The 23,996-nt window shown below is 56.3% G+C and carries 18 protein-coding genes; 13 read left to right on the top strand and 5 right to left on the bottom strand.

Translation table 11 applies throughout. The features are described 5' to 3' along the window. Positions 1-186: 186 nt before the first annotated feature. The 3 genes from EI77_RS05605 to EI77_RS05595 all read left to right on the top strand — a co-directional run bounded on the left by EI77_RS05605 (position 187) and on the right by EI77_RS05595 (position 3,442). The gene (locus EI77_RS05605; protein ID WP_133793751.1) at positions 187-450 is read left to right on the top strand and encodes a Precorrin-3B methylase; all 264 of its coding nucleotides are present in this window, start codon (positions 187-189) and stop codon (positions 448-450) included. Positions 451-524: 74 nt separating this feature from the next. Beyond that, positions 525-2,423: a YHYH protein gene (locus EI77_RS05600; protein ID WP_133793750.1), complete on the top strand. Its 1,899-nt coding sequence runs from the start codon at positions 525-527 to the stop codon at positions 2,421-2,423. A gap of 104 nt (positions 2,424-2,527) precedes the next feature. After that, complete coding sequence (locus EI77_RS05595; RefSeq protein WP_133793749.1) at positions 2,528-3,442, top strand: ThuA domain-containing protein; 915 nt, start codon at positions 2,528-2,530, stop codon at positions 3,440-3,442. 83 nt (positions 3,443-3,525) lie between these two features. On the opposite strand, the gene EI77_RS05590 is transcribed toward EI77_RS05595, so the two are convergent. The 3 genes from EI77_RS05590 to EI77_RS05580 form a co-directional block, all read right to left on the bottom strand. Further along, positions 3,526-3,927, bottom strand: a complete 402-nt coding sequence (locus EI77_RS05590) for a hypothetical protein (RefSeq protein ID WP_133793748.1) — start codon at positions 3,925-3,927, stop codon at positions 3,526-3,528. Between the two features lie 127 nt (positions 3,928-4,054). Then, positions 4,055-5,041 (bottom strand): ABC transporter permease, encoded by a 987-nt coding sequence (locus tag EI77_RS05585; RefSeq protein WP_133793747.1) that lies wholly within the window; start codon positions 5,039-5,041, stop codon positions 4,055-4,057. Then, positions 5,034-5,954 (bottom strand): ABC transporter permease, encoded by a 921-nt coding sequence (locus tag EI77_RS05580; protein WP_133793746.1) that lies wholly within the window; start codon positions 5,952-5,954, stop codon positions 5,034-5,036. Before EI77_RS05580 ends, EI77_RS05585 begins: the two co-directional genes overlap by 8 nt. A gap of 99 nt (positions 5,955-6,053) precedes the next feature. Between EI77_RS05580 and EI77_RS05575 the strand changes: the two genes are divergently transcribed. The 10 genes from EI77_RS05575 (at position 6,054) to EI77_RS05530 (ending at position 21,510) form a co-directional block, all read left to right on the top strand. Further along, on the top strand, positions 6,054-6,656 hold the full coding sequence (locus EI77_RS05575) for a 5-formyltetrahydrofolate cyclo-ligase (protein ID WP_133793745.1): 603 nt from the start codon (positions 6,054-6,056) through the stop codon (positions 6,654-6,656). Positions 6,657-6,831: 175 nt separating this feature from the next. Continuing rightward, complete coding sequence (locus tag EI77_RS05570) at positions 6,832-9,069, top strand: TonB-dependent receptor family protein (protein ID WP_166647060.1); 2,238 nt, start codon at positions 6,832-6,834, stop codon at positions 9,067-9,069. Between the two features lie 125 nt (positions 9,070-9,194). Beyond that, the gene (gene trpB, locus EI77_RS05565) at positions 9,195-10,421 is read left to right on the top strand and encodes a tryptophan synthase subunit beta (RefSeq protein WP_133793743.1); all 1,227 of its coding nucleotides are present in this window, start codon (positions 9,195-9,197) and stop codon (positions 10,419-10,421) included. 219 nt (positions 10,422-10,640) lie between these two features. After that, a complete protein-coding gene (locus EI77_RS05560; protein WP_166647059.1) occupies positions 10,641-12,431 on the top strand; it encodes a hypothetical protein in 1,791 nt (596 codons plus the stop codon). Positions 12,432-12,437: 6 nt separating this feature from the next. Continuing rightward, positions 12,438-15,116, top strand: coding sequence for a GAP1-N2 domain-containing protein (locus tag EI77_RS05555; RefSeq protein ID WP_133793741.1), 2,679 nt, complete (start codon positions 12,438-12,440; stop codon positions 15,114-15,116). Positions 15,117-15,133: 17 nt separating this feature from the next. After that, entirely contained in the window at positions 15,134-18,166 is a 3,033-nt protein-coding gene (locus tag EI77_RS05550; protein WP_133793740.1) for a coiled-coil domain-containing protein, read from the top strand. Then, positions 18,163-18,813 carry a DUF4190 domain-containing protein gene (locus tag EI77_RS05545; RefSeq protein ID WP_133793739.1) on the top strand — a complete coding sequence of 217 codons (651 nt, stop codon included), beginning with the start codon at positions 18,163-18,165 and terminating at the stop codon, positions 18,811-18,813. Before EI77_RS05550 ends, EI77_RS05545 begins: the two co-directional genes overlap by 4 nt. A gap of 5 nt (positions 18,814-18,818) precedes the next feature. After that, entirely contained in the window at positions 18,819-19,733 is a 915-nt protein-coding gene (locus tag EI77_RS05540) for a MotA/TolQ/ExbB proton channel family protein (protein WP_208300272.1), read from the top strand. A 99-nt stretch (positions 19,734-19,832) separates the two neighbouring features. After that, the gene (locus tag EI77_RS05535; RefSeq protein WP_133793738.1) at positions 19,833-20,564 is read left to right on the top strand and encodes a hypothetical protein; all 732 of its coding nucleotides are present in this window, start codon (positions 19,833-19,835) and stop codon (positions 20,562-20,564) included. Positions 20,565-20,571: 7 nt separating this feature from the next. Next, complete coding sequence (locus tag EI77_RS05530; protein WP_133793737.1) at positions 20,572-21,510, top strand: hypothetical protein; 939 nt, start codon at positions 20,572-20,574, stop codon at positions 21,508-21,510. Between the two features lie 29 nt (positions 21,511-21,539). Here EI77_RS05530 and EI77_RS05525 read toward each other — a convergent pair whose 3' ends face one another. Continuing rightward, positions 21,540-23,249, bottom strand: a complete 1,710-nt coding sequence (locus EI77_RS05525; protein ID WP_133793736.1) for a GspE/PulE family protein — start codon at positions 23,247-23,249, stop codon at positions 21,540-21,542. Beyond that, positions 23,249-23,962: a hypothetical protein gene (locus EI77_RS05520; protein ID WP_133793735.1), complete on the bottom strand. Its 714-nt coding sequence runs from the start codon at positions 23,960-23,962 to the stop codon at positions 23,249-23,251. The genes EI77_RS05525 and EI77_RS05520 overlap by 1 nt, the downstream gene beginning before the upstream one ends. Positions 23,963-23,996: the final 34 nt, after the last annotated feature.

Here is a 23,996-nt window from a genome sequence, read left to right as displayed (position 1 = left end):
GAGGATGCCGCATGCACCTGACATCCCAGAGGCATAATGAACCAAGCTAAAGCAAGGAGCTGGCAGTTCCGGTAGCGCATTAGCCTAAAGGATAATCATTGTTAAGTGGTCTCGCCATCTCCGATTGCCAAACGCTGACAAACTTTTCTCGTCAGCCGGTGACCCAGATGGCATGATGTCCAAGTCATGCCCGCCAAGAAAAAACCTTCGGACAAGCCGCTCACTGGAGCCGCTTTGATCAAAGAGACTTGTCGCCGTATTCGCGTGGCCCGCAGTTATTGGGATGCTCATAACAACCGCGCATGCCGAGGCGAACGCGAAAAAGCCTTGGCCCTGTATGAAACCCTGACGGAAGCAGAGAAGGACAAGATCCCGCAAGTGTTGCGCGTGTGGTTGCGCTATCGCAGTGAAAAATACTTTGGGGATGACCGCACACCGCCGGGCGGCTGAGGGCTTTACCATTCCTTGACAAATCTGTCCCCGCTTCATGATGAAGAGGTGTTACCATGCCTTGAAATAAAGGCATGAATCCAAAATTTTTTCTCATTTTGTTAGGCAGTGGTTTGGTTTTTTGCCAGGCATCAGCTCATTCATGGAAAGCGGGAGATGTCCCCGTTTTTGATGAGGCAATGCGAGCCCATATTTTGGCAGAGTGGGAGGAAAAACAGACGCACTCAGGGGCAAGTGAAATCAAGCCGCTGCGGGTGGCCTCCACAGCCTCTGCGCTCAATCTAGCGGCAGCAGCCATAGGGAATGTGAAAGATGCACCGAGACAGTCCCTGCCGTTTCAAGCGTTTCCACGGGTGGAGATCAAATGGGACAAGGACTATCTTTTTATTGGCTCCAATGGCATGCCGGATCACGGCATGATGGTGGGCATCACCGCCTGGCAACAGCAGGTGCCTTTGCCTCAAGCTTACTTCGGTAACAACGCTTGGCGTCTCCCTCTATACCCTGTTCCAGCAAAGGAACCCGCTTTGATCAAAGGACGTTTTCTTCGTGGTGCCATCGCCCTGGCCGTCAATGGCATTCCAATCTTCAATCCTCAAAACAATCGTGGAGATATCTCACAAGAAATCGGAGAACTAGATCAGTGGGGTGGGCATTGCGGTCGTGCGGATGATTACCATTATCATGCGGCCCCTTTGCATTTACAGGCCATCGTGGGAAAGGGAATGCCTATCGCCTATGGCCTGGACGGTTACCCTGTTTATGGACTCACTGAGCCGGATGGATCTCCGGTGAGCGGGCTGGATGTCTGCCACGGGCATGAAACTCCCGGTGTGGGTTATCACTACCACGCCTCCACAAAGTATCCGTATGTCCTCGGAGGTTTTCACGGTGTGGTGGTGGAATCTGAAGGGCAGGTGGATCCGCAACCACGTGCCCAAGGTGTCCGGCCAGATACTCCGCCTCTGCGTGGAGCAGAGATCACCGGTTTTGAAAGCACGGGAGATAACAGTTACCGTCTGACTTATACGATAAACAATGCTCAGCGTTCGGTGGCTTATACCATCAAAACGGATGGCACCTATCCATTCGAATACGATAACGGCAGCGAAGGCGTCACGAAAGAAGTCTATACAGCCAGGCCAGGTGGTGGCGGCAAAGGCGGGCCAAGAGGTGCTGGCGAGCCGAAGGGAAGGGGCAAACAAGCGAGGAAACAAGAGCCGCCGCCATCACCTGCCCCAGCGGGATCACGAATGGATTCCAACGGTGATGGCCATGTCTCGGCACAAGAATTCGCCGAATCAGCCCGGCACGATTTTGGGATGCGCAAAGATGGCAGCTCCCTTTCTGATACCATGGAAAAAGCACGGGCAACTTTCCTGGCGATGGATAGCAATCAAGACGGCAAGCTCAGTCCGGATGAACTGAGCGCACCTGAAGTGAAAACTCCGACAGCCACCAATGCTTTTGTTTTGACCAGCCCCGAAGTGAAAGACGGCGGCAACCTCCCTGTGGACTATACCGGAGATGGCACCGGAGCGACCCTGCCGCTGAGCTGGAAAGGTGCTCCGGCTGGAACCAAAAGCTATGCGCTCATCATGGACCACCTAGCTCCTGGGAATGAAATGAAGGGCTATTGGACGATGTGGGACATCCCTGCCAATGTGACCAATCTTCCCAAAAACGTAAAAAGCATCGGCCAGGTAGGCACCGGTTTTCGAGGCCAGGTGGGCTATGAACCACCTCATTCAAAAGGGCCTGGCGCGAAGACCTATGTCCTGCACGTTTACGCCCTGTCTGCAACGCCTGAAATCGACCAGCCCGCCTCCCAGGTGAACCGCGAAGTCTTGCTGGCTGCCATTCAGGATAGAATCCTCGCCACCGCAGATCTGCACGTGGTTTATTCTCGTGGTGACAGTGCTGGTCCTCCGCCCCGTCCAAGGCCCGGTGGCCAGGGAGATCGGGAAGATTAACGCGGCACCATCCCAGGAAGCGGATTTTCATTTGCTGATGAATCCACGGTACGCCATGAAATGCCCGCGTCCGGTGTGACGTTAGCATCTGCACCTCCAACCCTATGAAATTTCTTCTCTTATCCCTGGCCCTGGCTTTTGCGGCCACCCTTTCTGCGGCTGACAAAAAAGTCATCGTGATGATCGCTGGGAAACCTTCCCATGGCCCTGGCCAGCATGAGCATAACGCCGGTATCCAGTTGCTGAAAAAATGCCTCGAACAGGGCGCTGGCGACCAAGTGGAGATCAAGCATCACCTCAATGGCGAATGGCCTTCAGCGGAAGAACTGGCACAGGCCGCTAGCGTGGTCATTTATTCCGATGGTGGTCCCAAACATCCAGCTCTGGAGGGGGATCACCTTCAACAACTGGATAAGGAAATGAAACGCGGATGCGGGTTCCTCACCCTGCACTATGCCGTGGAGCCAACCATCGAACTGGGTGGCAAGGAATTCATTGACTGGATGGGTGGCTGCTTCGAGATCAACTGGAGTGTGAATCCACACTGGGATGCCAGCTTCACCGAGTTTCCTCCTCACCCCATCGCCAGCGGCGTCAAGCCCTTCGGCACCAATGATGAATGGTACTTTTACATGCGCTTCCGCAAAGGCATGGACCGCGTGACACCGATCCTCAGCGCCGTGGCTCCAGATTCCACCATGGATCGTCCAGACGGCCACCATAGCGGCAATGCTACAGTGCGCGAATCCGTCAAAAACAAGGAAAAGCAGCATGTCGCCTGGGCCGCGGAGCGGGATGGTGGTGGTCGTGGTTTTGGCTTCACCGGTGGCCATTTCCACCAGAGCTGGGCTAACAATGAGCAGCGCAAGCTCGTCCTCAACGCCATCCTCTGGACTGCCCAGGCTGATGTGCCAGAGCAGGGCGTGGAATCCACGGTCACTGAAGCTGACATGACTGCCAACCTGGATCTCAAGCCGGGTCAGGGCCTGCCTGAAAAAGAGGTGAAGAAAAAGAAGTAATACAGTCTTAAGAGCACGGCAGGTCGTCGATGAGCCTTTGAATAGCCTATCGCGACCCGCCGTGATCGACGAACCAGCCGGTTTCAGTTAAGCCCTGCCCTTTGCAGACCGGGGAAAAGGGATTTCATCTTCGGGCATGCATGCTTGGGCTTGGTCTGCCGTGTCTCCGTGACCGCAGTCAACGCACTTTCCATCAGCAGCGAGACCTGAAAACCGTGCTCACCACAGGGACGACGCATCGCTGGACACTCCACCACAAACCCTCGCAGGCTGATCCACTCCTCAGCATCCGTCTGGCAGATTTTTAAACCGGGGATGGCATCCCGTCGCACGCGGATTTGCAGTTCGGCGCCGATGTCAAAACGCTGGCGAGACCAGAATACCAACCCGCATTCGGAGACTGCACAGAGTTCGACGACAGCCTGCCCAGCCCCGCTGCGTTTGCTTGCGGAGTTTCCCTGTTGGTGCTGGCCGTGGTTTGCCATGGGAGACAGGAGTTTAAAGTGTGACACCTGTCCGCAGCACTAGCTGCGAACGATGAAACAAGGCGCAATGAGCTTTAAAGTCAATCGCCTAGTCAGCGAATACGCATGACTTAACAGATCGTTATTCTCAGTCCGCAGACTTCGGGTCGAACGCGTCCCGAAGCCCATCCCCCAGGAAGTTCAGGGCCAGCAGGCTCAGGGACATAAGCACGGCGGGAAAGGCAAGCAGCCACCACTTGCTCTCGATCGGGTTGATCACCTGCGCACCATCCTTCAAGAGAGATCCCCAGCTTGCCGCCGGGTCTTCGATGCCCAGCCCCAAAAAGCTCAGGAAGGATTCATCCAGAATAACAGCAGGAATCGTCAGCGTCAGATAGGTCAGGATGATCGTGCTCAGATTCGGCAGCAAATGTTTGCGCAGGATGGTCCAGCCGCTTTGGCCCATGGCACGGGAAGCTGTCACAAAGGTCATCTCACGCAGCACCAGCACCTGGCCGCGGATGATGCGCGCCATCGTCAGCCATTCCACCAACCCCAGTGAAATGATCATCACCAGAATTTTGGAATAAGGGATCAGATAGCGAGCGGCATCCTCCAGGCTCCGCCATTGTTTTTCCTGTGCCCACAGTCGGGTGCCGTCCAGCCAGTCTTTGAAGACACTGTCAAAGGCCGCGATAAAAATCATGATGAAAAGAATGCGTGGCACCGCATACAGCATGTCCACCGCACGCATCATGAATCCATCCACCCGCCCGCCAAAAAAGCCGCTGATCATTCCATAAGCCGTGCCGATGAAGAGGGAGATGATGGCTCCCACGATACCCACCCCCAGGGAGACTTGGGCACCGGTCAGCAGCCTGTAAAAGAGATCCTGTCCATTCACATCCGTGCCACACAGATGCAGGGCACCGCTTTCCTCACCTGAACTCAGGGGAGGCAAAAAGGTGCCGCTGCTCGTCTGTTTCAAACTTTCCGGCAGGAAGAAGGGCAGCGTAAAAGAGACCAGGACGACAAAGGCCAGGTAGATGAGGGAGACCATCGCAGGCCGGTTCCGCCGCACGATTGCCCAACCGCCCGGGCGGCTGATGGTAGCTGCTTGGGGGGCGTCAGGCATGCAACTGGATCCGTTTGTCCAGGACACTGTAAAGCAGGTCCACGATGAGGTTAAAGACGATCAGCAGCGTGCAGTAAATGACCACCGCACCGCACAGGAGAAAGGCATCCCGGTTCTGGATCGCATTTACAAAAATGCTGCCCGCACCTGAAATGTTAAAGACGCTTTCCACAATCATGGATCCCGTCAGTAGATGCGCTGCCAGAGGACCCAGGTAAGTCACCACGGGCAGGATGGCCACTTTCATTGCATGTCTCACCAGCGCTTGGGAACTCGTCAGCCCTTTGGCCTTGGCGGTGCGCAGGAAATCACTTTTCAAAACATCCAGCAGACTGTTGCGCATCAGCCGTGCGACATAGGCCACATACGGTGCCGCCAGACAGCAGGCTGGCAAAATCAGGTGACCGATGGTCCCCCAGCCCCCCACCGGTAGCCAGCCCAGCCAGAGAGCAAAGACAGCTATCAAAAACGGACCCGTGATGAACGACGGTATGGAAATAGCCAGGATCGCCCCAAACATCGCCGCCCAGTCCACCGTCGTGTCCCTTTTCATCGCAGCTAGGGAGCCGATGAAGACCCCCAGCACACTCGCGATCAAAAAGGCCACCCCACCAAGTTTCAAAGAAGTGGGCATCTTCTGTCCCAAGATCTCCGCCACACTCCAGTCGCGGTATTTGAATGACACCCGCAGGTCCAACCTCACCAAGTCCCGTAGATAGGCCGTATACTGTTCCCACAGGCTGCCGTTCAGCTTATACTTTTCCAGCAAGGCTTCCTGCACCTGCGCAGAGGAGGCCTTTTCCTTGTCGAACGGCCCGCCCGGAAGCGTACGCGTCAGCAGAAAGGTGAGCGACACCGCAAAGAACAGCACGACGATGCTGCTCAATAGTCGGCGGAAGAGAAAGGCGGCCATTCGTGGAATGATGCAGGTGCTTCTCTCCGGTGGCAAGCGCCAGGCCAATCTCTTCGCGAACTTGCCTCTTTTCAAAACGCCACCCCCTGGCCAATTAGAATGATGTCTGATCATCTCCCCAGCAAAGCGGATCTCCGCCGCCATGTGCGCGAGCGCTTACGCAACGTCCCAGTAGAAACGCTGGCCCTCTGGTCAAGGCAGCTCGTGGCCCACCTTCAGGAGAGGGAGGATCTTTGGGCTATTCCAGGAACCGTTGCATTGTTTGGCGGACTCAGAAACGAGCCGGACCTCATGACTGACCTGCTGCCTTGGTTGCAAGCCCGTGGCTGGCGCACAGCCCTTTTTGCCGTCCAAGGTGTCGAATTGATGCCCTTTGAGGTCACAGGTACCCACGACTTACACCGTGGCCCTCTAGGGATTTGGGAACCTGTCATGCATCCAGACCGTCGGCTCCAGCCGTCGGAACTGACCCTCATTCTCGTTCCAGGCTTAGCTTACAGCTTCGTGAATGGAGCACGGCTTGGCCGCGGGGGCGGATATTATGATCGCCTGCTTTCCCGGCCTGACTTAAAGGCTCAATTGGTGGGTATTTGTTTTGAGGAGCAGATTTTTCCCGCCATACCCATTGAGGCGCATGACTTTTATGTGCCACAGATCATCACGGAAAAGGCTCTTTGGATTGTGAAAACCAGTGATCAATAAAGGTTCTTCTTAACCCTAATACTGGGCAAAAATCACTCAATATAATAGAAAATGTACTTTACGATTGCGACGCATTCTCATATAGAGCGGCTCCATGCAAAATACAACCTTTGCCCGACCGCCCTCAGCCTATGCTGTGCGAGCTACCTGGAGACGCTTGATAGCTGCCTCCACCATGATCTTGCTCTACACTGGCCTCCAAGCTCAAGAAGCATCATCTGCACCCGTTGAGACTGAGCCTCAGTCCGAGTCAGAAGTGCAAACACTGGACGTCGTGACGGTCGTGGGCAAAGCCGAAGACATTCCGCGCATCGCAGGTTCGGCTGCCCTGGTCACGAAGGAAGCTATTCGTAATCAAGACTACAGCAATCCGGCTCGTGTTTTGCAGCAGGTTCCCGGGGTTTATATTCGTGAAGAAGACGGATTCGGAAACTTCCCCAACATTTCAATCCGTGGGGCAGATCCAGGCCGCAGTTCCAAAGTCACCATCATGGAGGACGGTATTCCCATGGCCCCGGCTCCGTATTCCGCACCCGCAGCTTACTATTCCCCGCGCATCGGACGTATGAGCGGCGTGGAAGTCCTGAAAGGATCCAGCCAGGTGCGTTATGGCCCCCATACGACCGGCGGTGTGGTCAATTATCTCTCCACTCCCTTCACAGAATTGGGTCTCGAAGGTAATTCCGCTGAGGACTTCTACCTGAAGTCCAGTTTTGGCTCCTTCAATACCTGGAAAAACCACACCTATTGGGGCCAGACCGTCCAGTTCGATGCGGGGCTTCTTGGTTATGTTCTCGAATTCAACCATGAGCATAGCGATGGCTTCCGCACCATTCAGGGTTCCGATGGAAACACCGGCTATGAAGTGTATGAACCCATGCTGAAGGTCTTCTTCGAGCCGGATTCATCCATTCGCCAGCGCATTGAGTTCCGCATCGGTTATACGGATTTCAAGGGACTTGAGACCTATGTTGGCCTCAGTGAGCGTGACTTCGCACGCGATCCGTATAGCCGCTACGCCGCCACCCAGTTTGATGTGATGAATTCCGAGCAATTCCGCACCTCGCTGACCTACATCATTGAGCCGACAGATGCCCTGCGGTTCGAGACCTCCGTTTACTACAATAGTTTTCAGCGCGCCTGGTATAAGCTGCAGGATGTGATAGTTGGCGTAGATACCTTTGATCCTTCTCAGGCTATTGGCGCAGGGTCCGGTGCAGCATACGATCTTATCAATGGTAACGGCGCGGGAAGCTGGCGCGTTCGCAACAATAATCGTGAGTATAACACGGTGGGCATTCAGACCCGTATGGACTGGGATTTCGCCACAGGGCCGTTGCAACATTCCCTCAGCCTGGGTGCACGCCTGCATTATGATGATGAAATCCGTTTTCAAAACGATGATCTTTATACTCTGGACGCCAGCGGCAATATCATCGGAGTGACCCGGGGTGCCCCAGGCTCTCAGGATGACCGCCGGAGCACCACCACTGCCCTTGCCCTTTACATTGAGGACAGCATCCAGTTCGGCAAGCTGACCGTTAAACCCGGCCTTCGGTATGAGCATCTCTGGCAGGATTTTGACAATTTCCGCAGCGGAGCTGCGGGAGAAGGCGAGCTGACTACCTGGGCACCTGGCATTGGTGCCGTTTATCAGGCGACCGAGTCCATTTCCATCTTCGGCAGCTATTATCGTGGTGTTTCCACTCCCGGACCCTCCGGCACTATCTCTGATGGCCAGAAAGCCGAATATGCAGACAGCTTTGAGCTGGGTGCGCGCTACTATACCCCGAAGATGCAGGCGGAGCTCATTGGCTTCTATTCCAAGCACAAGGATCTCATCGTTCCCGATCTGGTAGGAGCATCCGGCGCGACAGAAACCACCAATGCGGGCGATATTGAAGTTTATGGTCTGGAAGCCGCCATCCGTTATGACCCCTTGGCTGAATCCGCTACTGACTGGCACCTGCCAATGCGCGCCGCTTTGACGCTCACCCATGCAGAGTTGACCTCCGATACCCCTTCGACCGATGAGGAAAGCATCTTCAGCGGCGGCACCGCTGGCAACCGTGTACCTTACATCCCAGAGTATAACATTACCTTCGGTCTGGGGGTGGAGTATAAAAAACTCGGCGTCTATCTGGATGCCACCTATACCCCGGAAACATTTGGCACTGCCAGCAATACCACCAGCGGCCTCGCCCCGGACGGCACGCCAGATGGTCGCTTCGGCACTGCCGACGCTGCTTTCCTGGTGGATCTGAACGTCAAATACCGCGTGACCGATAACGTCCGTCTCTTCGCCGGCGTATCCAACCTGCTCGGGGAAGAATACGTCGCCAGCCGTCTTCCATACGGCCCACGCGCCGGTGCCCCGCGTATGTGGTATGGGGGTGTAGAGCTGAAATTCTAATCGCAGCCGCATTCATTGCGATTGTACCCACACCCGGATCAGGCCCGCCTGTTCCGGGTGTTTCTTTTTGATTTTGCACCTCCCTTTGCCAAGCGTCGTATCTGATCTATTCTAATTCCCCCGCCATGACTGCCGCCCCTGCTGCTTCCTTTCCTGTGATGCCCGACAAACACGGTCACTTCGGCCGCTATGGAGGCATGTTTGTGCCGGAGACCCTGATGTCCGCCCTCAATGAACTCTCTGAAGAGTATGAGCGCGCCAAGGCCGATCCTCTTTTTCAGACGGAACTGAACCGCCTGCTTCACGAATACGTCGGCCGTCCCACCCCCCTGTATTTTGCCGAGCGGTGGACCGAAAAACTCGGCGGCGCACGCATCTACCTGAAGCGTGAAGACCTTCTTCACACCGGTGCACATAAGATCAACAATGCCCTCGGCCAGGCCCTCCTGGCCCTGCGACTGGGTAAAAAACGCATCATTGCAGAAACCGGTGCCGGCCAGCATGGCGTGGCCACCGCCACGGTCTGTGCCCGCTTCGGTCTCGACTGTACCATCTACATGGGCCAGGTGGACATGGAAAGGCAGGCGCTAAATGTGGCCCGCATGAGATTCCTCGGGGCCAAGGTCGTCGCCGTGACCGCAGGCCAGGCCACTCTCAAAGAAGCCGTCAATGAAGCCATGCGTGACTGGGTGACCAACGTGCATAGCACCCACTATATTCTAGGCAGTGCCCTCGGCTCCCACCCTTTCCCCATGATGGTGCGGGATTTTCACCGCGTCATTGGTGTGGAGGCCCGCCAGCAGATTTTGGAACGGGAACAGCGCCTTCCGGACCTCCTCGTCGCCTGCGTGGGCGGGGGCAGCAATTCCATCGGGCTTTTCCATCCTTTCCTCAACGATGCCAATGTACGCATGATTGGTGTCGAAGCCGGTGGTGATGGCATTGTTCCTGAGCGTCACGCTGCCCGTTTCCAGGGTGGTCGCCTGGGGGTCCTCCAGGGCACCAAGACCTGGTTGCTGGCCAACGACGACGGTCAGATCGAGCTTACCCATAGCGTCAGTGCCGGTTTGGATTATGCCGCCATCGGACCTGAGCACGCCTGGCTTCATGATGAAGGCCGGGTGGAGTATAATTACGCCACCGATGCTGAAGCCCTCGCCGCATTTCAGGAATTGAGCCGTGTCGAAGGGATCATCCCTGCCCTCGAAAGCAGCCATGCCATTGCGGAAGTTCAAAAGGTCGCTCCAAAAATGAGCAAGGACCAGGTCATCATCGTCAATCTTTCCGGGCGTGGTGACAAAGACGTCGCCCAGGCAGCTCGCATGATTTTTAAAGAAGAACTGAAATTTTAGACGAGATCCATTCTTCTACGCTTTGCCTATGCACCCCAGTCGAAAGACTCGGGTGCATTTTTTTTGAATCGGAATGCCAAATTCGGTGTTGTATCTGCTGGCCAGTCATCGAAGCCGCAATGGATCAGCTTAAGAACAGTCATCAAATTAATCCAGGCAGAGCCTTTATGTTTGACAAGGAACTGTTCAAAAGACTAATGACTTTTCACTCAAATCCCCATGTCAGGAAAACCGAAATCGTTCTCGAAATTATGCATCCTCGATTGCCTGACCGGTGCTCGCATCGTGGTTGAGAAAACGCCTTTTACCATCGGTGCCAATGCCGCTGCGGATTTTCGGTTGATACAGGGCACATGTCCTCCCGTTGTCTGCACGATTGTCGGAGATCGTTTAATGTATGAAGTGAAAATGCAGAGCCAGGGCTTGGTAGATGGAGAGCCTGCTGATTTTTTTCAAATCGTGCCCGGCCAGGAGCACAGCGTTACTATCCAGGGTCAATTGCTCTCTTTCAAGCACACTTCCGATAACCATGACTGGCAGCAAAATGGCCAGCCCATGTCCTGGCGTGTTTATGATCAGACCCATCACCTCTGGTCAGGTCCGCTGGATTCACCACAGTTGATTGCCAAAATGGGCCAGCATACGGAGGCAGAGCTTGGCAGCATGATCGTTCTCCCAGCCCTGATGGAAAACATGGGCTTTTTCGTTCATGACCTGAAGGAGCCCCTCTCCTTCTTACCGCGTCCGCCGGCCCCTGACATGGAATCTTTGGCTGGGGCGATGGAGCCTGTGGCAGAGAATGTGAACTCTGAATACGGCGAATTCACCTGCCCGATCTGCTGGTTCAAATTCGACCGTGGGGATGCCATGAATATTGCTGTTCATGGCAGTCTGCGTGGAGATCCCATCCTTGGGGAAGATCGCATGCAGCGTTTCCATGCCACCCGTTTCAATGACCGTGGGCAGGCGTTGGATGCCATGGGCCTGCCCTCACCGGATCTCGCCTGTCCTCATTGCCGCCGTAAGCTGCCTCCCGGTTTCATGGACAGTCCCCACCACATCTTTTCCATCGTGGGTGCTCCCTCCTCCGGGAAGTCATACTATCTGAGTGTCTTGGTGAAGCTTTTGCAGAGCACTCTCTTTCAGCAGTTCCGCATCACTTTCCGTGATGCCGATCCTTCGGAAAATGTCATCCTCACACAGATGAAGACGCAGCTCTTTTCCGCCGCGTCTCCAGAAGATGCTTTCCTGGCCAAGACGGAACTGGAAGGCTCGCTTTACGAGACACTTCCGCGTCAGGGGCGCAAGGTCAGGCTGCCAAAACCTTTTGTCTTCAGGCTGTCGCATCCGGATTCGCCCGAATCGGGCTTTTCCATCGTCTTTTATGACAATGCGGGGGAGCATTTTGAACCCACGGCCAACAGTGCCGATTCCCCCGGTGCCCAGCACATTTCCGTGGCCTCCGGCATCTTCTTCCTGTTTGACCCTCTGCATAACACGGAGTTCCGCCATAAACTGGCAGGCATCACGGATCCGCAGATTCAGAGCCACCGGCTGGACCAGCAGGATGTCATCCTCGCTGAGACAGAGGTGCGCATGAAAAGCATCCTCGGCATGGATGCACGCCAGCGCGTCACCACCCCACTCGCCGTCATGGTCGGCAAATGTGATACCTGGCTGCATTTGCTAGGCCCGGAACCTTTGCAACCGGCGGTGCAGCGGGGCTGGGTCTCCCTACCAGGCATCCAGGCGAATTCAGCCCGTATCCGCGCCCTGCTCATGGAAATCTGCCCCGCCATCATTGCCAATGCTGAGGCCATTTCTTCCAATGTGTGCTACTTTGCCATCAGTCCCCTGGGTTGTTCCCCAGTGCAGTTCAAGGACCGGGAAGGTCATCTACGTATCGGCCCAGACCCGAAGCAGATTAAACCTCAGCATGTGGAGGAACCGACCCTCTGGGTGCTTTCTCAGACCTCCCCCGACGTGATCCCCTCAGCCACCGACTACTAAACCTCCATGGCCTGGCAGCTCATCTACACTAGTGCACCTCGCCTCCTCGAAGCTGGCAGGACAGGATTTGGCACCGTCGCCCGTCACCGGGCCGTCAGTGGTACCCTCGCATCCGCCATCGAACGTTTCAGCCAGTTTGCCCGGCAGCCTGGTCATGATCTCAGGCGGATCATTTATAGCCACCGCATCGTCCTTTCCGGGGCCAGCCGTTATCATGTTCTGAGCTGCATCCGCGACTCTGGCTCAGACTACACCGGCCGCACCAGCCACATCGCTCACCACCTCATTGCCGAGGCCATGGAAGTTCGGTCGCTGGCAGCTTCCGGCATCACCCCAGCGGATGTCCTCCTGGCCATGAAATGGCGGACGGGCTGGAACGATCCTCCACGTTTTCTTGACCCTGCGGATGAGGTTTCTCTCAGCGGCATGCGCGTACCGCCCAGCAGCATTTGGCAAAAGCTGGCCGGTTCTCCAAGCTACGCCCGCCTGCCGTATTCAGCGGCTGCCGGGCGCGGCTGTTTCCTCATCCTGCCTCCGGATGTGGACGGTCTACAGTTGGTGCATGAATCCCTCCTGGAGGATAAAGCAGGCGCCTGGAACATCGCTTTCACCACGTGTCTTGAGCCAGGGGATGACATCGGAGATTTTCATTGGATGGGCGTATCCGCCGCTTCCCCCCTGCGTCCCCAGCCGGATTCAGCTACCCGGCCTATTTTTGATCTCAGCACCCCCGCTACCCTCCCTTCGCCCCCGCCGCCACGCAGCGAAACCGCACGTGCAAAGCCTGCTGAAGTCGAAGCTCCAGCTATTCCAAACCCCGTTCCCAGTTCCTTGAGTCGGCAGCCATCCGCTTCTCTCGCCGCTGCGGATGCACCCCCATCCTTGTCACCGGAATGGTCACCCCAGCCAGTCGTCAAACCTCAGCGCAAGGCCCCCGTCCTCATCATCGGAATTTTGGCCGCCCTGGTCTTGCTCGCCTGTGGAACTGCCGCTGCTTGGCATCTGTATCAAAAGAAACAGGCCGAAGTGGCCCTTCAGCAGACCATCCAGTCAGTGGATCTACTTTGGTTCAAGCATGGCCTCAAATTTGAACTCGTGGCCTCATGGCTGAAGTCCCAGCAAGATCCTCGGCTGATCCAGGAATATCAAAAGGCGCTGGAAGTCATTCAGGCCAACATGGCTAAAACCAGCAGCTTTGCGACGGTGCCGCTTCCTTCCAAAAATGATCCGGCGGATCTCTTCAGCAAACTTGTGAAGCATCATCAAGCCTGGGTCGATAGCTATTCAGCCCTGGCAGATTCAAAAATGGTCCAAGATTGGGAAAGCAAACTTCCCTCAGAGATGATCAGCGAGGTCACCCCGATGCTGGAGAGGGAAAAACGAGCCTGGAATGACTTGGCCGCGCATTTTAAAAAACCGCTCAAGCCGGAACCACCCGCAACACAGCCCTATTTGGACAAGGCATTGACCCTTCTCAGCGCCGGATCGCAACCTCGCGGAAAACCCTCTGAATGGAAATCTCTCCTGAAATCCCTGGAAGCTGGAAAACAGACTCCCGCTTGGCTTGACGTCTGGGAAAGTGCTGAAAAGCTGACCCGCGCCAGCCCAGTTCAAGGAGCAGAAGACTTGGAAAAAAGAGCTGCAGAAGCCCCTGCCTGGCTGGTACAGATGATCGCCGCAAAGAAGCAGGACAGCATCGCCTTCACCACTTCGACGGTTCCGCCGCCGCCTGCCCCTTCCGCCCCGGCCCCGCCGGAGAAAGAGGTCCTGCCTGCAGACCTCGTGGATGATCCTCTCGGTAGCCATCCCATTTACATAGTCGCCCCGGATAAGGATTCGCCCCTGATTCCAGCTCTGGCATCACTAGAACTGCCTGTGGCGGAGAACATGAAGATCTATATCTCCAGCAAGACAGCAGGATTTAAAGACTTGAAAGAATGGACGGAAAATACCACCCAGTCGTCCTACACCGAAAAGGTTTTCAGCGTTGGCCGCATGGCTGATAAGAGTCAGCAGATCGTCTTTGCTGGAAACCGCCTGGTTCGCATTCCTGACACCCGTCAAAATACCCGGGTGGTTGCCCGCTCGGAAGATGGTCAAAAGCTGCTCTTCGAAGTCCGCATCTTTTTGGAGCCTCTCGAATACCTGCTGGAGTTCAATCCCTGGCCCAGCTTTATAGCCGCGAATGCAAACAACAGGATCAGCCTTTCAGGCATGGTCCCATTTCTGCAACGCCTCCACCTCGTGGCAGTACCATCACCCCAGTATGGGATCCGCAGTGACACCCCAGGTTCCATGCAAAAGAAATTCTTCCTGAAGCTCAATGTCTCAGACGAGTATGAAGTGATCAGCCCCACTACCGCTCCCGCGCGCGATGAATTTGCCATCGATTTCCAGACCCGCAAAAAAGAGGAACTCGAGAAGGGTATCCAGGCGGAGAGAAAACTCCGGGACGGTCTGCCTGCCAGCCTTGCCGGGCGGGAAGCGAAAATCAAAGGCTACAATGATGCCATTGCCGCTAAGGAGGCCGAACTTGCCGAAGTGACCAAAACGCTGGACGCCCTGCAAAATGTGAAGATAGCCAGCTTCACACTGCCGCCTGGGACCTATACTTTGATGGAGACATCCAAAGGTCCTAGAGACCTTTGCAAAATCGAAATTCAAAGCCCTTCGGCAGCTAAGTAACCCGTGCCCGCAAACTTGTGAAAGAGCTTCTTCGTATCATCCAGACCATTCGCGCAGCCCTCCAGGACGGCGCTGTGACGCCATCGGTAGAAAAGGCAGCTCAAGACTATGCCCGTGCCTGCGCCTTGGTCGAGCAGCGCCTGGAAACGGTGGCCCAAATGCTTCAGAAAGGCAGTGATTACCAGGCGCTCCAGGCGGCGGAGCAGGAGCCTCCCCTTTTGGATACCGCAGCGGCACTTAGCTTTGGGGAGGAAAAAGCTTGGCGCGAATTTTGTGAAGCTCATGAGCTTCCTGTGGCGGCGCAGATCCATGCCCCGACAGTGCATGCCCTGGAAGTGCTTTATACCAAAGGCATCACCGCCAATCATCCCCTGTATAAAGACTTCCGCTCGGCAGTACTATCGCGGGACGATGCCAAGTCGCTCCACATCATTCGCACCATCCTCAAGCTGAATCCCGCAGATGAAAACGCCAAATCCGAGTTCCAGCGCCTTCAGCATAAGCATTATCAGACCACGCTGGAAAAGCTCCGCGCGACTCTGAAGACCGATGATGAGGAAACCATCGCACGTCTGATAGAAGAACTTTCTTCACTGGCTCCAGATGAAAAACTCCAGCGGGAGGAGGCTTTTGTCCAAGGCCAGTCCATCCGCCGCTCCTGGCGCACCCGCCAGGCGGCGGAGCGTCTCCCTGGCCTCATCAGCCAGTTTCAGGAGCCCCATGGCAAGGATGATTGGCGGGCTGTTGGTTCACTTCTGGAAGAGATCACCGGTCTAATCACGGAGTTCAGCATCGAACCGACCGATGAAGACCAGAAGCGCACCCTGGCGGAAATCACCCGCTACCACGGTCAGAGACTGGCCGCAGATGAGCAGCAGCGGAATTTCCAGAAAAGTCTTCGAAGCTTTATCGCTTTTGTTGAGGAGGTGGAAACACGCCTCCTCACCGGCGCAGGTTTGACTTATGCCGAGCTGGAAGAAAAGGATGAGTCCTTCGTCCGCCAGTGGAAGGAGCTGGAGGGGCACCGCCTTCCTGTCCCCAACAATGCCCTTCAAAGGATTACCCGTGCAGGCCAGGATCTCCGCAGCCGTCTGCTCGGCATGCAGCGTGCCCGCCGTATCCGCACTTTGATGGCCACTGCCGCCGCAGTCTTCGTCATGCTGGGCCTCGCCTCCGTGGCCTTTCACGCCTGGAAAGCTCATTCCCTCTCCGAGGAGCTCGCTGCCTACCGGGAAAAACAGACCAGCCAGCCGGCGGAAGAACTCATCCGCCAGCTTCGTGAAAAAGATCCACTGCTGCTGCGCTGGCCATTCTTGCAGTCCAGGCTGGAAGAGGTGGATGCCTGGGCCTCTCAAAGCCGCGGCCTGGAGCGCCAGGTGATCACCGCGCTGGATGACCTGGAGTCCAGTTTCAAAAACGGCGTCAGCAGGCTGCCTGCACCGGCTTTGATGCGGGGTCTCGAAGATGCCTCGACTATCATTCAGCAGTTGCCCCAGGACTTGGCAGCCGAGCCAAAAAATCGCCTCGCCACCTTGCGCACCCGTGCAGATCTGCACCTGACCGATCTGGCCAAGCTCCAGTCTGGCGAAAGCGCTGCCACCCTGGCAAAGCTGGAATCCCAGGCCTCTGAGATCCTGTCCTTTGAATCTTCCGCAGCTCAGGCCACCGCCAAGGTGAAGACCTTCGAAGAAAGCTTGGCAAAGCTTGAAGTGGGTCTGAAGCCTGAGGTGGAATCCCTCCGTCTCCCCACCGATATCGAAAGCCGTCTCCTTGCCCTCCGCCAGCGCCTCACCGCATTCAAGACCGCGCTGGATTCCTTCAGTAAGGCACGGACCCAGGCAGTCGATGCCGATTCCCTCACCGCTTATACCCGTGCTTTGGCCGCATGGCAGGATATCAGCTTCACCGAGGCTGCCCCTGCCTCAGTCGTCCTGGATGCGCGCCTGGATGAAAAGGCCATTCTTGCTGCCCTCATCAGCGGTGGGGATGTCAATGTCCTCAATGCCATTCTGGAGGACGTTTCCAGCGTTCACATGGCCCCAAGCGATCCCATGGAGCGGGACCTGCGCCTGCTCCTCGAGCTTCGCGATGATGAGTTCCTCAATAATATTTGGGAAAACAACGTCACAGACCTCTCCACCCGCAGCTCGCAAAAAACATATTGGTCACAAGGAAAACTCGATGAAGCCGTCGTTGGTGAAGCCAGGCGCTGGTCTGGCCTTTGCTTCGATCCCTCCTCAGCTGCCAGTTCCGTCACTTTCACCCAAAAGGACTTCCGCCGGGTGGTCTTCGGGCCTGGCAATTTCGGAGGGCAGGGTGTTGTCTCCTCAAAACTCAGCACCACCAGCGAGTTGATGAACACCTTGCAACTCAGCCGGATGACCGATCCCGAAGGCGAGCGCTTCCTCCGTCCGTTGCTGGAGATCTTTGAGCAGATCATTGATGACAAAGACGCCAACCCCATCACCAAGGCCTATCTCATGCTTCGCCTGGAGGATATGGCCAGCACCCGCCCCCTGGCGTGGGGTTTTCATTTCAGCCCCACTTTGCAGGCAGACCTCGCCGAGCTGCATCGTGTTCTTGGTGATACCAGACTGCGCAGTGAAGACTGGCTGCTCCAGTCTGTCCGCACCCGCTTCACCAGTCCGCTCAACGCCTACTTTGAAAAGACCACCGGACGCTCATACATGAAAGAAGCCAAAGCCCGGCGGGAAATGCTCACCGCCGTTGCCAGATCCGGGCTCAAATTTGGCGGTTACGTGGAGACAGATCTCACTCTCCGTCTCAAAATTCCAGCACGTGCGGCCTCTGAGCTCTGGGTACTTTCCAAAGCAGGTCTTAAACCCTTGCTGGTCGCCAATCCCCAGTCTTCGCTGCCCCCCGCCAACCCTTTGAAAGCCAAAGAAGCCCAACCTCTCAGCCCCGTCTTTTTCATCTCGATAGACCGCGCCTCTTTGATGGAGCGTTTTGAATCTGCTCTTTCCGCCAGTGGTTCCAACCATACCCCTGCAGCAGGAGAATCCCTCTTTCTCGCTCCCTCACAGCCATGAGTGCCCCTGCACAATACCACCTTCAATGGCGTGGCCAGCGCTTCGGCCCCTGGGATTTGGCAACAATCCGGGAAGCCCTCAGCTCCGGCCGCATTCATTCCCTGTATCAAATCCATGTGGATGAAAAATGGCAGCCACTGCGTGACTTCCTGGAAAATCTCCATCCCTCATCCGACCCTGTTCAGGTCGCAGCCAAGCAAAACGAAACCCGGCTGCGCACGGAATACGAGGCCAAGCTTCAGGATCTCCAGGAAAAGCTGGAGCAGGCGCAGAGCATCCCCATGCCAGGCCGGCCGCCTCCCATTCCTGAGCATCTTCTCCGGAAGCCTCTGTTTGTGGCTCCGCCTGTAGAGCCAACGCCTCCCCAGCTACCCACATATCATTTGGAGATCCCGGCAGCGTCTGCCCGTACCAGCGGTCTGGCCATCGCTAGTTTTGTCTTGAGCCTGCTCTTCTTTATCCCGATCGTGAATTTGATCAGTTGGATCTTGAGCATCATCTTTGGTCATATCGCCCTGGTTAAGATCCGCAATAATCCGCTGTTAGGTGGCCGGGGGCTGGCCATGGCTGGGCTGGCGATCACGTACGGCATCATTATGATTATCATCATGTCCGCTGTGTTCATGGAGCTATTCAAACATTTTTAATTTTCATGTCAGATACACCTGCCGTTCCTCCACTGCCATCCGGTGCTGAAAGCCACCTGCCGCGCAATCCTTTTCAAAACACACCCGTTTTGCTGGATTGGTCCCGCCGGGACATTGAGCGCAGACTGGGTTTTCGCGGTGGACGGTTCACCAATCCTGGCAAGAGCCTGCCTTTCCTCTTGGGCATTTTGCTCACCGTCGCCTTTTTCACAGGCGTCATTCTCATCCTCCAGCGCTGGCCGCAGTCGCAGTGGCTCGCCAGCATGTTTCTGGATCGCGGCCCCTGTCCTTATCCCACGGTGCTGCTTTTTTTCTGGGCACTCTCCATCTTATTTTTCAAGTGGCGCAAGACCGTGCTCCAGCAGCAGGCACTGGCTCTGCCGGTCATGCCCCAGCAGCCGGATTTTGAGCTCACTCCGGCCACCGCCAGATCCGTCCGCGAGCGCATGTCCGTCATGGTGGATAATCCCCACCATTTTGTCCTGCTGAACCGCATTGATCTTGCCTTGGCCAACCTCCATAACATCGGTCACGCCTCGGATGTAGCCACCATCCTGAAAATCCAGGCGGAGAATGATGAGGCCCAGGTCGCCTCCAGTTATGGCCTCATCCAAGGGTTCATTTGGGCCATTCCGGTTCTGGGCTTCATCGGCACCGTCCTTGGCCTCAGCCAGGCCATCGGGGGCTTTACCAATACCCTCCAGTCCGGGGCTGGCATGGACAGTCTCCGCTCCTCCATGCAGACCGTTACTGGCGGCCTCGGCACCGCGTTTGATACCACTCTCATCGCCCTCGTCTGTGCCCTGGCCTTGCAGCTGATTGTCAGCTTCCTTCAGGCCCGGGAGTCCGAGTTTTTGGATGCCTGCAATGACATCTGTCACAAACATGTGGCGGGTAAGCTCAAGCTTTCCTCTCACTGATTCACGTCCATGAGGTCTCGATTCTCCAGACATGCGACTCCTGCTTCAGGCTTTTTTGCCTTTCAGGATATCATCACGGGGACCGCAGGCTTTCTGATCATGATTGCTGTTTTCCTCGCACTGAATGTCAACGATGCAGCCACCCTCAGCAAAGATGCGGATGGCGTTGGCCTCAATGACATAGAGCTGGCGGATCTCGCTGCTAAAAATGCACTGCTCAATGCAGAAGTGAAAGCCCTCCAAAAACTCCCTGCTGAAGACGGTCCCGCCTTGAAACGCGCCATTGAGGCCTTGAAAGCCTCCGTCCTCCGCCTTTCCGCAGACACATTCACCAGTGAAAGTGTCCCCCTCTCAGATCCAGACCGGGAGGCCCAGATCGAGAAGCAAAATTTGCTGACACACATCGAAGAAATCAAGCGTGCCCAGGAGGAAACCTCCCGCCGTGTCACCGATGCCGCCACCCAAATGGCCGAAGTGGAAAACCAGGTCAAAGAAGCCGAATCACGCCTGCTTAAAACTCGTGACCGCAGCAATGTCCTCCGCCTTATCCCGGAGCGTAGCGATACATCCAAAGAACCCGTCCTCATTCTCGTCCAGCAACCGCCTTGGATCATTCAGCGCTTTGATGGTGGCCCCTCGCGCACTGCTTATTCCATTCCTGAAATGCTGGAAAATCTCAGTTCCTTTTCACCAGCGACTCATTACCTCGTTTTTTACTTTAAGCCCTCCGGTGCCCAGCATTTTGACGGAGTCACCTCCCGTGCCCGGCATTGGGGATATGAGATCGGATATGACCTGATTCCCGAGGAAATACAGTTGGAATTCAAATAGCCCTGCCATGAGAAATCACCGCCAGCAGGCTCCTGCCGATAGCTTTGACCTTCTTTTAGACACGTTGTGCAACGTCTTTGGCAGCATCATCCTCATCGCCTGCCTGTTGGCCCTGGTTACTCGTGAGCCTGAGCCCACCCCGGTTTCACCCGTTGCAGATGTTCATGGAAAAGGCCTTCTGCTGGAGCGTCGTATTGAGGCTGCCCGGGAGGAAAAAGCACGCCTGGAAATGTTGCTGGAGGAATTGAAAATTCAGGATAATCGCGGGCTACGTCTCCTCGTCGCCGAGCGTGATGAACTCCGCGCCACCGTCGAGCGTCTTCGCCTTGATCAGGATGAGCGCACCCGTCAGGAACGCCAGCGGGGGCAGGCCGCCTCCGTAGATCCCGGCCGGGAGCTTGCCACCCTGCGGCAGCAGTCCATCGCGGAAGCTGCGCGCTTGGCGGACATTCAGTCTCAGCTCCAGGCCGCGCAATTGAAGGCAGATCATGTCACGGAGCGGCTTCAGCGTCTCACCCGCCAGGCGGATGCCAGCGAAAATCAGAACATTGAGCAGCTTCGGATGCCTCGTGAAAAACCCAAGACCAAAGACCCCCGGCCTGTCATCTTAAGGTATGGTGAGGTGTTTCCTTTGACGGATGCGGAGGGCAAAGCCACGCCTTCGGTTCGTCGCGCTCATGAGGCGGATGAAGGTTTCATCGCTCATCCCAAAAAGACCGAGGGCTTGCTGGTGAGACGGGACTGGGAACAGCTCAAACAGCTTTTTCTCCATCATAAACAGACTGGCGGCTACCTCACCATTTACATTTATCCGGATTCATTCGCCACCTTCCGTGAGATTAAGCAGCTCATCATCGAAACCGGCATCGAGTACGGGTTGGAATCCTACGGTGAGTTCGATGCCATTAAATTCAGTAAAGAAGGTGCCGCCCCCTCGCCACTGTAAGCAATGGGGCTCTATCTCCAACGGAGACTTTATTGCTCGGATTCCGCAACGGTCACACTGATCACTTCTTCGATCGTGGTATTCCCGTCCAGGACTTTGCGCACCCCGTATTCACGCATCGGGCGGTAGCCGTCCTTATAGGCCTGCACCATCAACTGTGCGCTGCTCGCTTTGTGGGTGATCAGTTCTCCCATCGCCGGCGTCAGGCGCACCAGTTCATAGATGGACATTCGTCCTTTATAGCCGGTATGGCGGCAGGCTTCACACCCGCCCTCCTTGGCCCGATAGACCTGGGTCCGTATAGGGCCCGTATATTTCAGCTCCCGCAGCTTCATTTCTGCTTCAGGTTCAGGCTCACGGCAGGCTGTGCAAAGCAGGCGCACCAGACGCTGGGCGATGAAGGCACGCACGGAAGTCGCCACAAGGAACGGCTCCACCCCCATGTCCACCAGACGCATGATCCCGCCGATGGCATTGTTCGTGTGCAGCGTGCTGAAGACCAAGTGACCCGTCAAAGCTGCACGGATGGCGATTTCAGCCGTTTCAAGGTCGCGCATTTCCCCCACCATGACCACGTTCGGGTCACCACGCAGGATGCTGCGCAGGCCGGTGGCAAAGGTCAGCTCGATCTCCGGCCTCACCGCAATTTGAACCACCCCCGGCAGTTTGTTTTCCACTGGATCTTCGATGGTCACAATGCGCCGGTGCTCTGTGTTGAGCTGGCTTAGAAAGGTGTAAAGCGTCGTCGATTTCCCAGATCCGGTCGGGCCGGTGACAAGGATGATCCCGTTCGGCTTTTTCAGCAGCACTTCGATCTCGCCGCGCAGGTCTGTCTCAATGCGCAAGCGGTCCAGGTTGAATTTCTCCTGACCCAGCAAACGCAGGGAAATGCTTTCCCCCTCCACACTCGGGATCGTCGCCACACGGACATCAATGAGCTGGCCAGCGATCTGCAGGCTGATGCGTCCGTCCTGCGGCAGGCGGCGCTCCGCGATGTCCAGCTTCGCCATCACTTTAAGACGGGCGATCACGGATTGCTGGAGTTGCTTGATGTTCTCCGGCACCGGCACCTCACGCAGCCGTCCGTCGATGCGATAGCGCATCCGCAGCTTGTCTTCCATGGGCTCCACATGAATGTCCGTCGCCTGCTGTTCCAGGGCCTCACGGATCACCGTATTCACAAATTTGACCACGGAGGCCTCTTCATCATCTGCATCGATGATGTTCGCCTCGTCACGCTGTTCCAGGTCTGAGCCGTCCACGTCACGGCCTTTTAGGATCTCTTCAAAGGTATCTGCACCCACCCCGTAAAAGTCCCGCATCGCATTGAGCAGACGTTTACGCGGGGCGATCTGCCAACGCACAGGTGCATCCACCTCACGTGCCACCGCCTGACGGCCAATGAGGTCAAAGGGATCATAGGCGGCTACGATCAGCTTTTTAGCCCCGGTGATTTCATCCTCCTCGATTTTCAAAGGCAGCAGCCGGTGTTTCAGAGCCACCCTCGGCGGCAACAGTCGCTTCATCTCTGGAGCATCCGCACTGTCCGGCAGCGGTGTGGAGACGTATCCCAGCCCCACCCTCACCGCCAGTTGGGATAGGAAGGACTCTTCATCCAGAGCGCCCATGTCCAGGAGCTGGTTGATCACGGACGAACTAGGCGTCGCGATAGGGAGGGGGATACCGGAGCCGCCTGAGGCCTCCAGGCATTGGACCAAAGCTTGGCGAATATTTTTCATCAGTCTTGGGCCGGACCCTGGCCATGGATTTCAACAGGGAACAGGCTGGCATCGATCATCGCTGCCTCATCAGAGGAAATGAGCGGTGCTGGCAGGCTGCCCACGTCCGGCACATAGCCGTATTTTTCCAAAAGTTCGATGAGATACGCCGTCGCAGCATTCTGCGTGGTGAAAGCCGCGCTCGCATTCGCCGTCAGGTCCTCCCGCAGCGTCCCCAGCATCAGCGCACTGCCCACCACGCCCAGCGATCCGTCGGCGGAAGGGCCGGTAAAGGATTCATCATCCGCCGTCATCAGCCTGCCCGTCAGGCTTTCAGCCACCCTCCAGGAGCGGGTTCCACCATTCCCGCTCAGCAGGAGTGAGCGGTTCATATGTCCTGAGGCCGTATAAAAAGACTGCGAGGTGCCCGTCAGCGCTGCCGCAGCAAAGACAGCCTTTCGCACACTGGCATTGGCCGCCATGAAAAACTTGCCGCTGCTCTCAGCCACGGCATAAAAACGGCCTCCATCCTCCGTCGTCAGCAAAACAGTCGCCGCTCCACCCTCTGCGGGGACCACCACATAGCCGCCTGTATAGAAGCTGAAATTGACCGATTCTTCCTCGGGGGTGAATCGCAATTCATAGACCAGCCACTGGGCCGCTGCGCCTGAAATGCCCATCACCCATAACAGGGCAGCGAGCAACAGGGTGGGGAATCGATGGGGGGACGGCATGTGGGCGGTTTTTCTAGCGGAAATGGACAGCGTT

This window comes from Prosthecobacter fusiformis, assembly GCF_004364345.1.
GTDB classification, from domain to species: domain Bacteria; phylum Verrucomicrobiota; class Verrucomicrobiia; order Verrucomicrobiales; family Verrucomicrobiaceae; genus Prosthecobacter; species Prosthecobacter fusiformis.
This window is presented reverse-complemented; position numbering and strand designations above follow the sequence as displayed.

What these genes read in the sequence shown, in the direction of transcription:
- EI77_RS05605 (WP_133793751.1), top strand. Translation starts at nt 187, where the DNA reads ATGCCCGCCAAGAAAAAACCTTCGGACAAGCCGCTCACTGGAGCCGCT.
- EI77_RS05600 (WP_133793750.1), top strand. Translation starts at nt 525, where the DNA reads ATGAATCCAAAATTTTTTCTCATTTTGTTAGGCAGTGGTTTGGTTTTT.
- EI77_RS05595 (WP_133793749.1), top strand. Translation starts at nt 2,528, where the DNA reads ATGAAATTTCTTCTCTTATCCCTGGCCCTGGCTTTTGCGGCCACCCTT.
- EI77_RS05590 (WP_133793748.1), bottom strand. Translation starts at nt 3,927, where the DNA reads ATGGCAAACCACGGCCAGCACCAACAGGGAAACTCCGCAAGCAAACGC.
- EI77_RS05585 (WP_133793747.1), bottom strand. Translation starts at nt 5,041, where the DNA reads ATGCCTGACGCCCCCCAAGCAGCTACCATCAGCCGCCCGGGCGGTTGG.
- EI77_RS05580 (WP_133793746.1), bottom strand. Translation starts at nt 5,954, where the DNA reads ATGGCCGCCTTTCTCTTCCGCCGACTATTGAGCAGCATCGTCGTGCTG.
- EI77_RS05575 (WP_133793745.1), top strand. Translation starts at nt 6,054, where the DNA reads ATGATGTCTGATCATCTCCCCAGCAAAGCGGATCTCCGCCGCCATGTG.
- EI77_RS05570 (WP_166647060.1), top strand. Translation starts at nt 6,832, where the DNA reads ATGATCTTGCTCTACACTGGCCTCCAAGCTCAAGAAGCATCATCTGCA.
- trpB (WP_133793743.1), top strand. Translation starts at nt 9,195, where the DNA reads ATGACTGCCGCCCCTGCTGCTTCCTTTCCTGTGATGCCCGACAAACAC.
- EI77_RS05560 (WP_166647059.1), top strand. Translation starts at nt 10,641, where the DNA reads ATGTCAGGAAAACCGAAATCGTTCTCGAAATTATGCATCCTCGATTGC.
- EI77_RS05555 (WP_133793741.1), top strand. Translation starts at nt 12,438, where the DNA reads ATGGCCTGGCAGCTCATCTACACTAGTGCACCTCGCCTCCTCGAAGCT.
- EI77_RS05545 (WP_133793739.1), top strand. Translation starts at nt 18,163, where the DNA reads ATGAGTGCCCCTGCACAATACCACCTTCAATGGCGTGGCCAGCGCTTC.
- EI77_RS05540 (WP_208300272.1), top strand. Translation starts at nt 18,819, where the DNA reads ATGTCAGATACACCTGCCGTTCCTCCACTGCCATCCGGTGCTGAAAGC.
- EI77_RS05535 (WP_133793738.1), top strand. Translation starts at nt 19,833, where the DNA reads ATGATTGCTGTTTTCCTCGCACTGAATGTCAACGATGCAGCCACCCTC.
- EI77_RS05530 (WP_133793737.1), top strand. Translation starts at nt 20,572, where the DNA reads ATGAGAAATCACCGCCAGCAGGCTCCTGCCGATAGCTTTGACCTTCTT.
- EI77_RS05525 (WP_133793736.1), bottom strand. Translation starts at nt 23,249, where the DNA reads ATGAAAAATATTCGCCAAGCTTTGGTCCAATGCCTGGAGGCCTCAGGC.
- EI77_RS05520 (WP_133793735.1), bottom strand. Translation starts at nt 23,962, where the DNA reads ATGCCGTCCCCCCATCGATTCCCCACCCTGTTGCTCGCTGCCCTGTTA.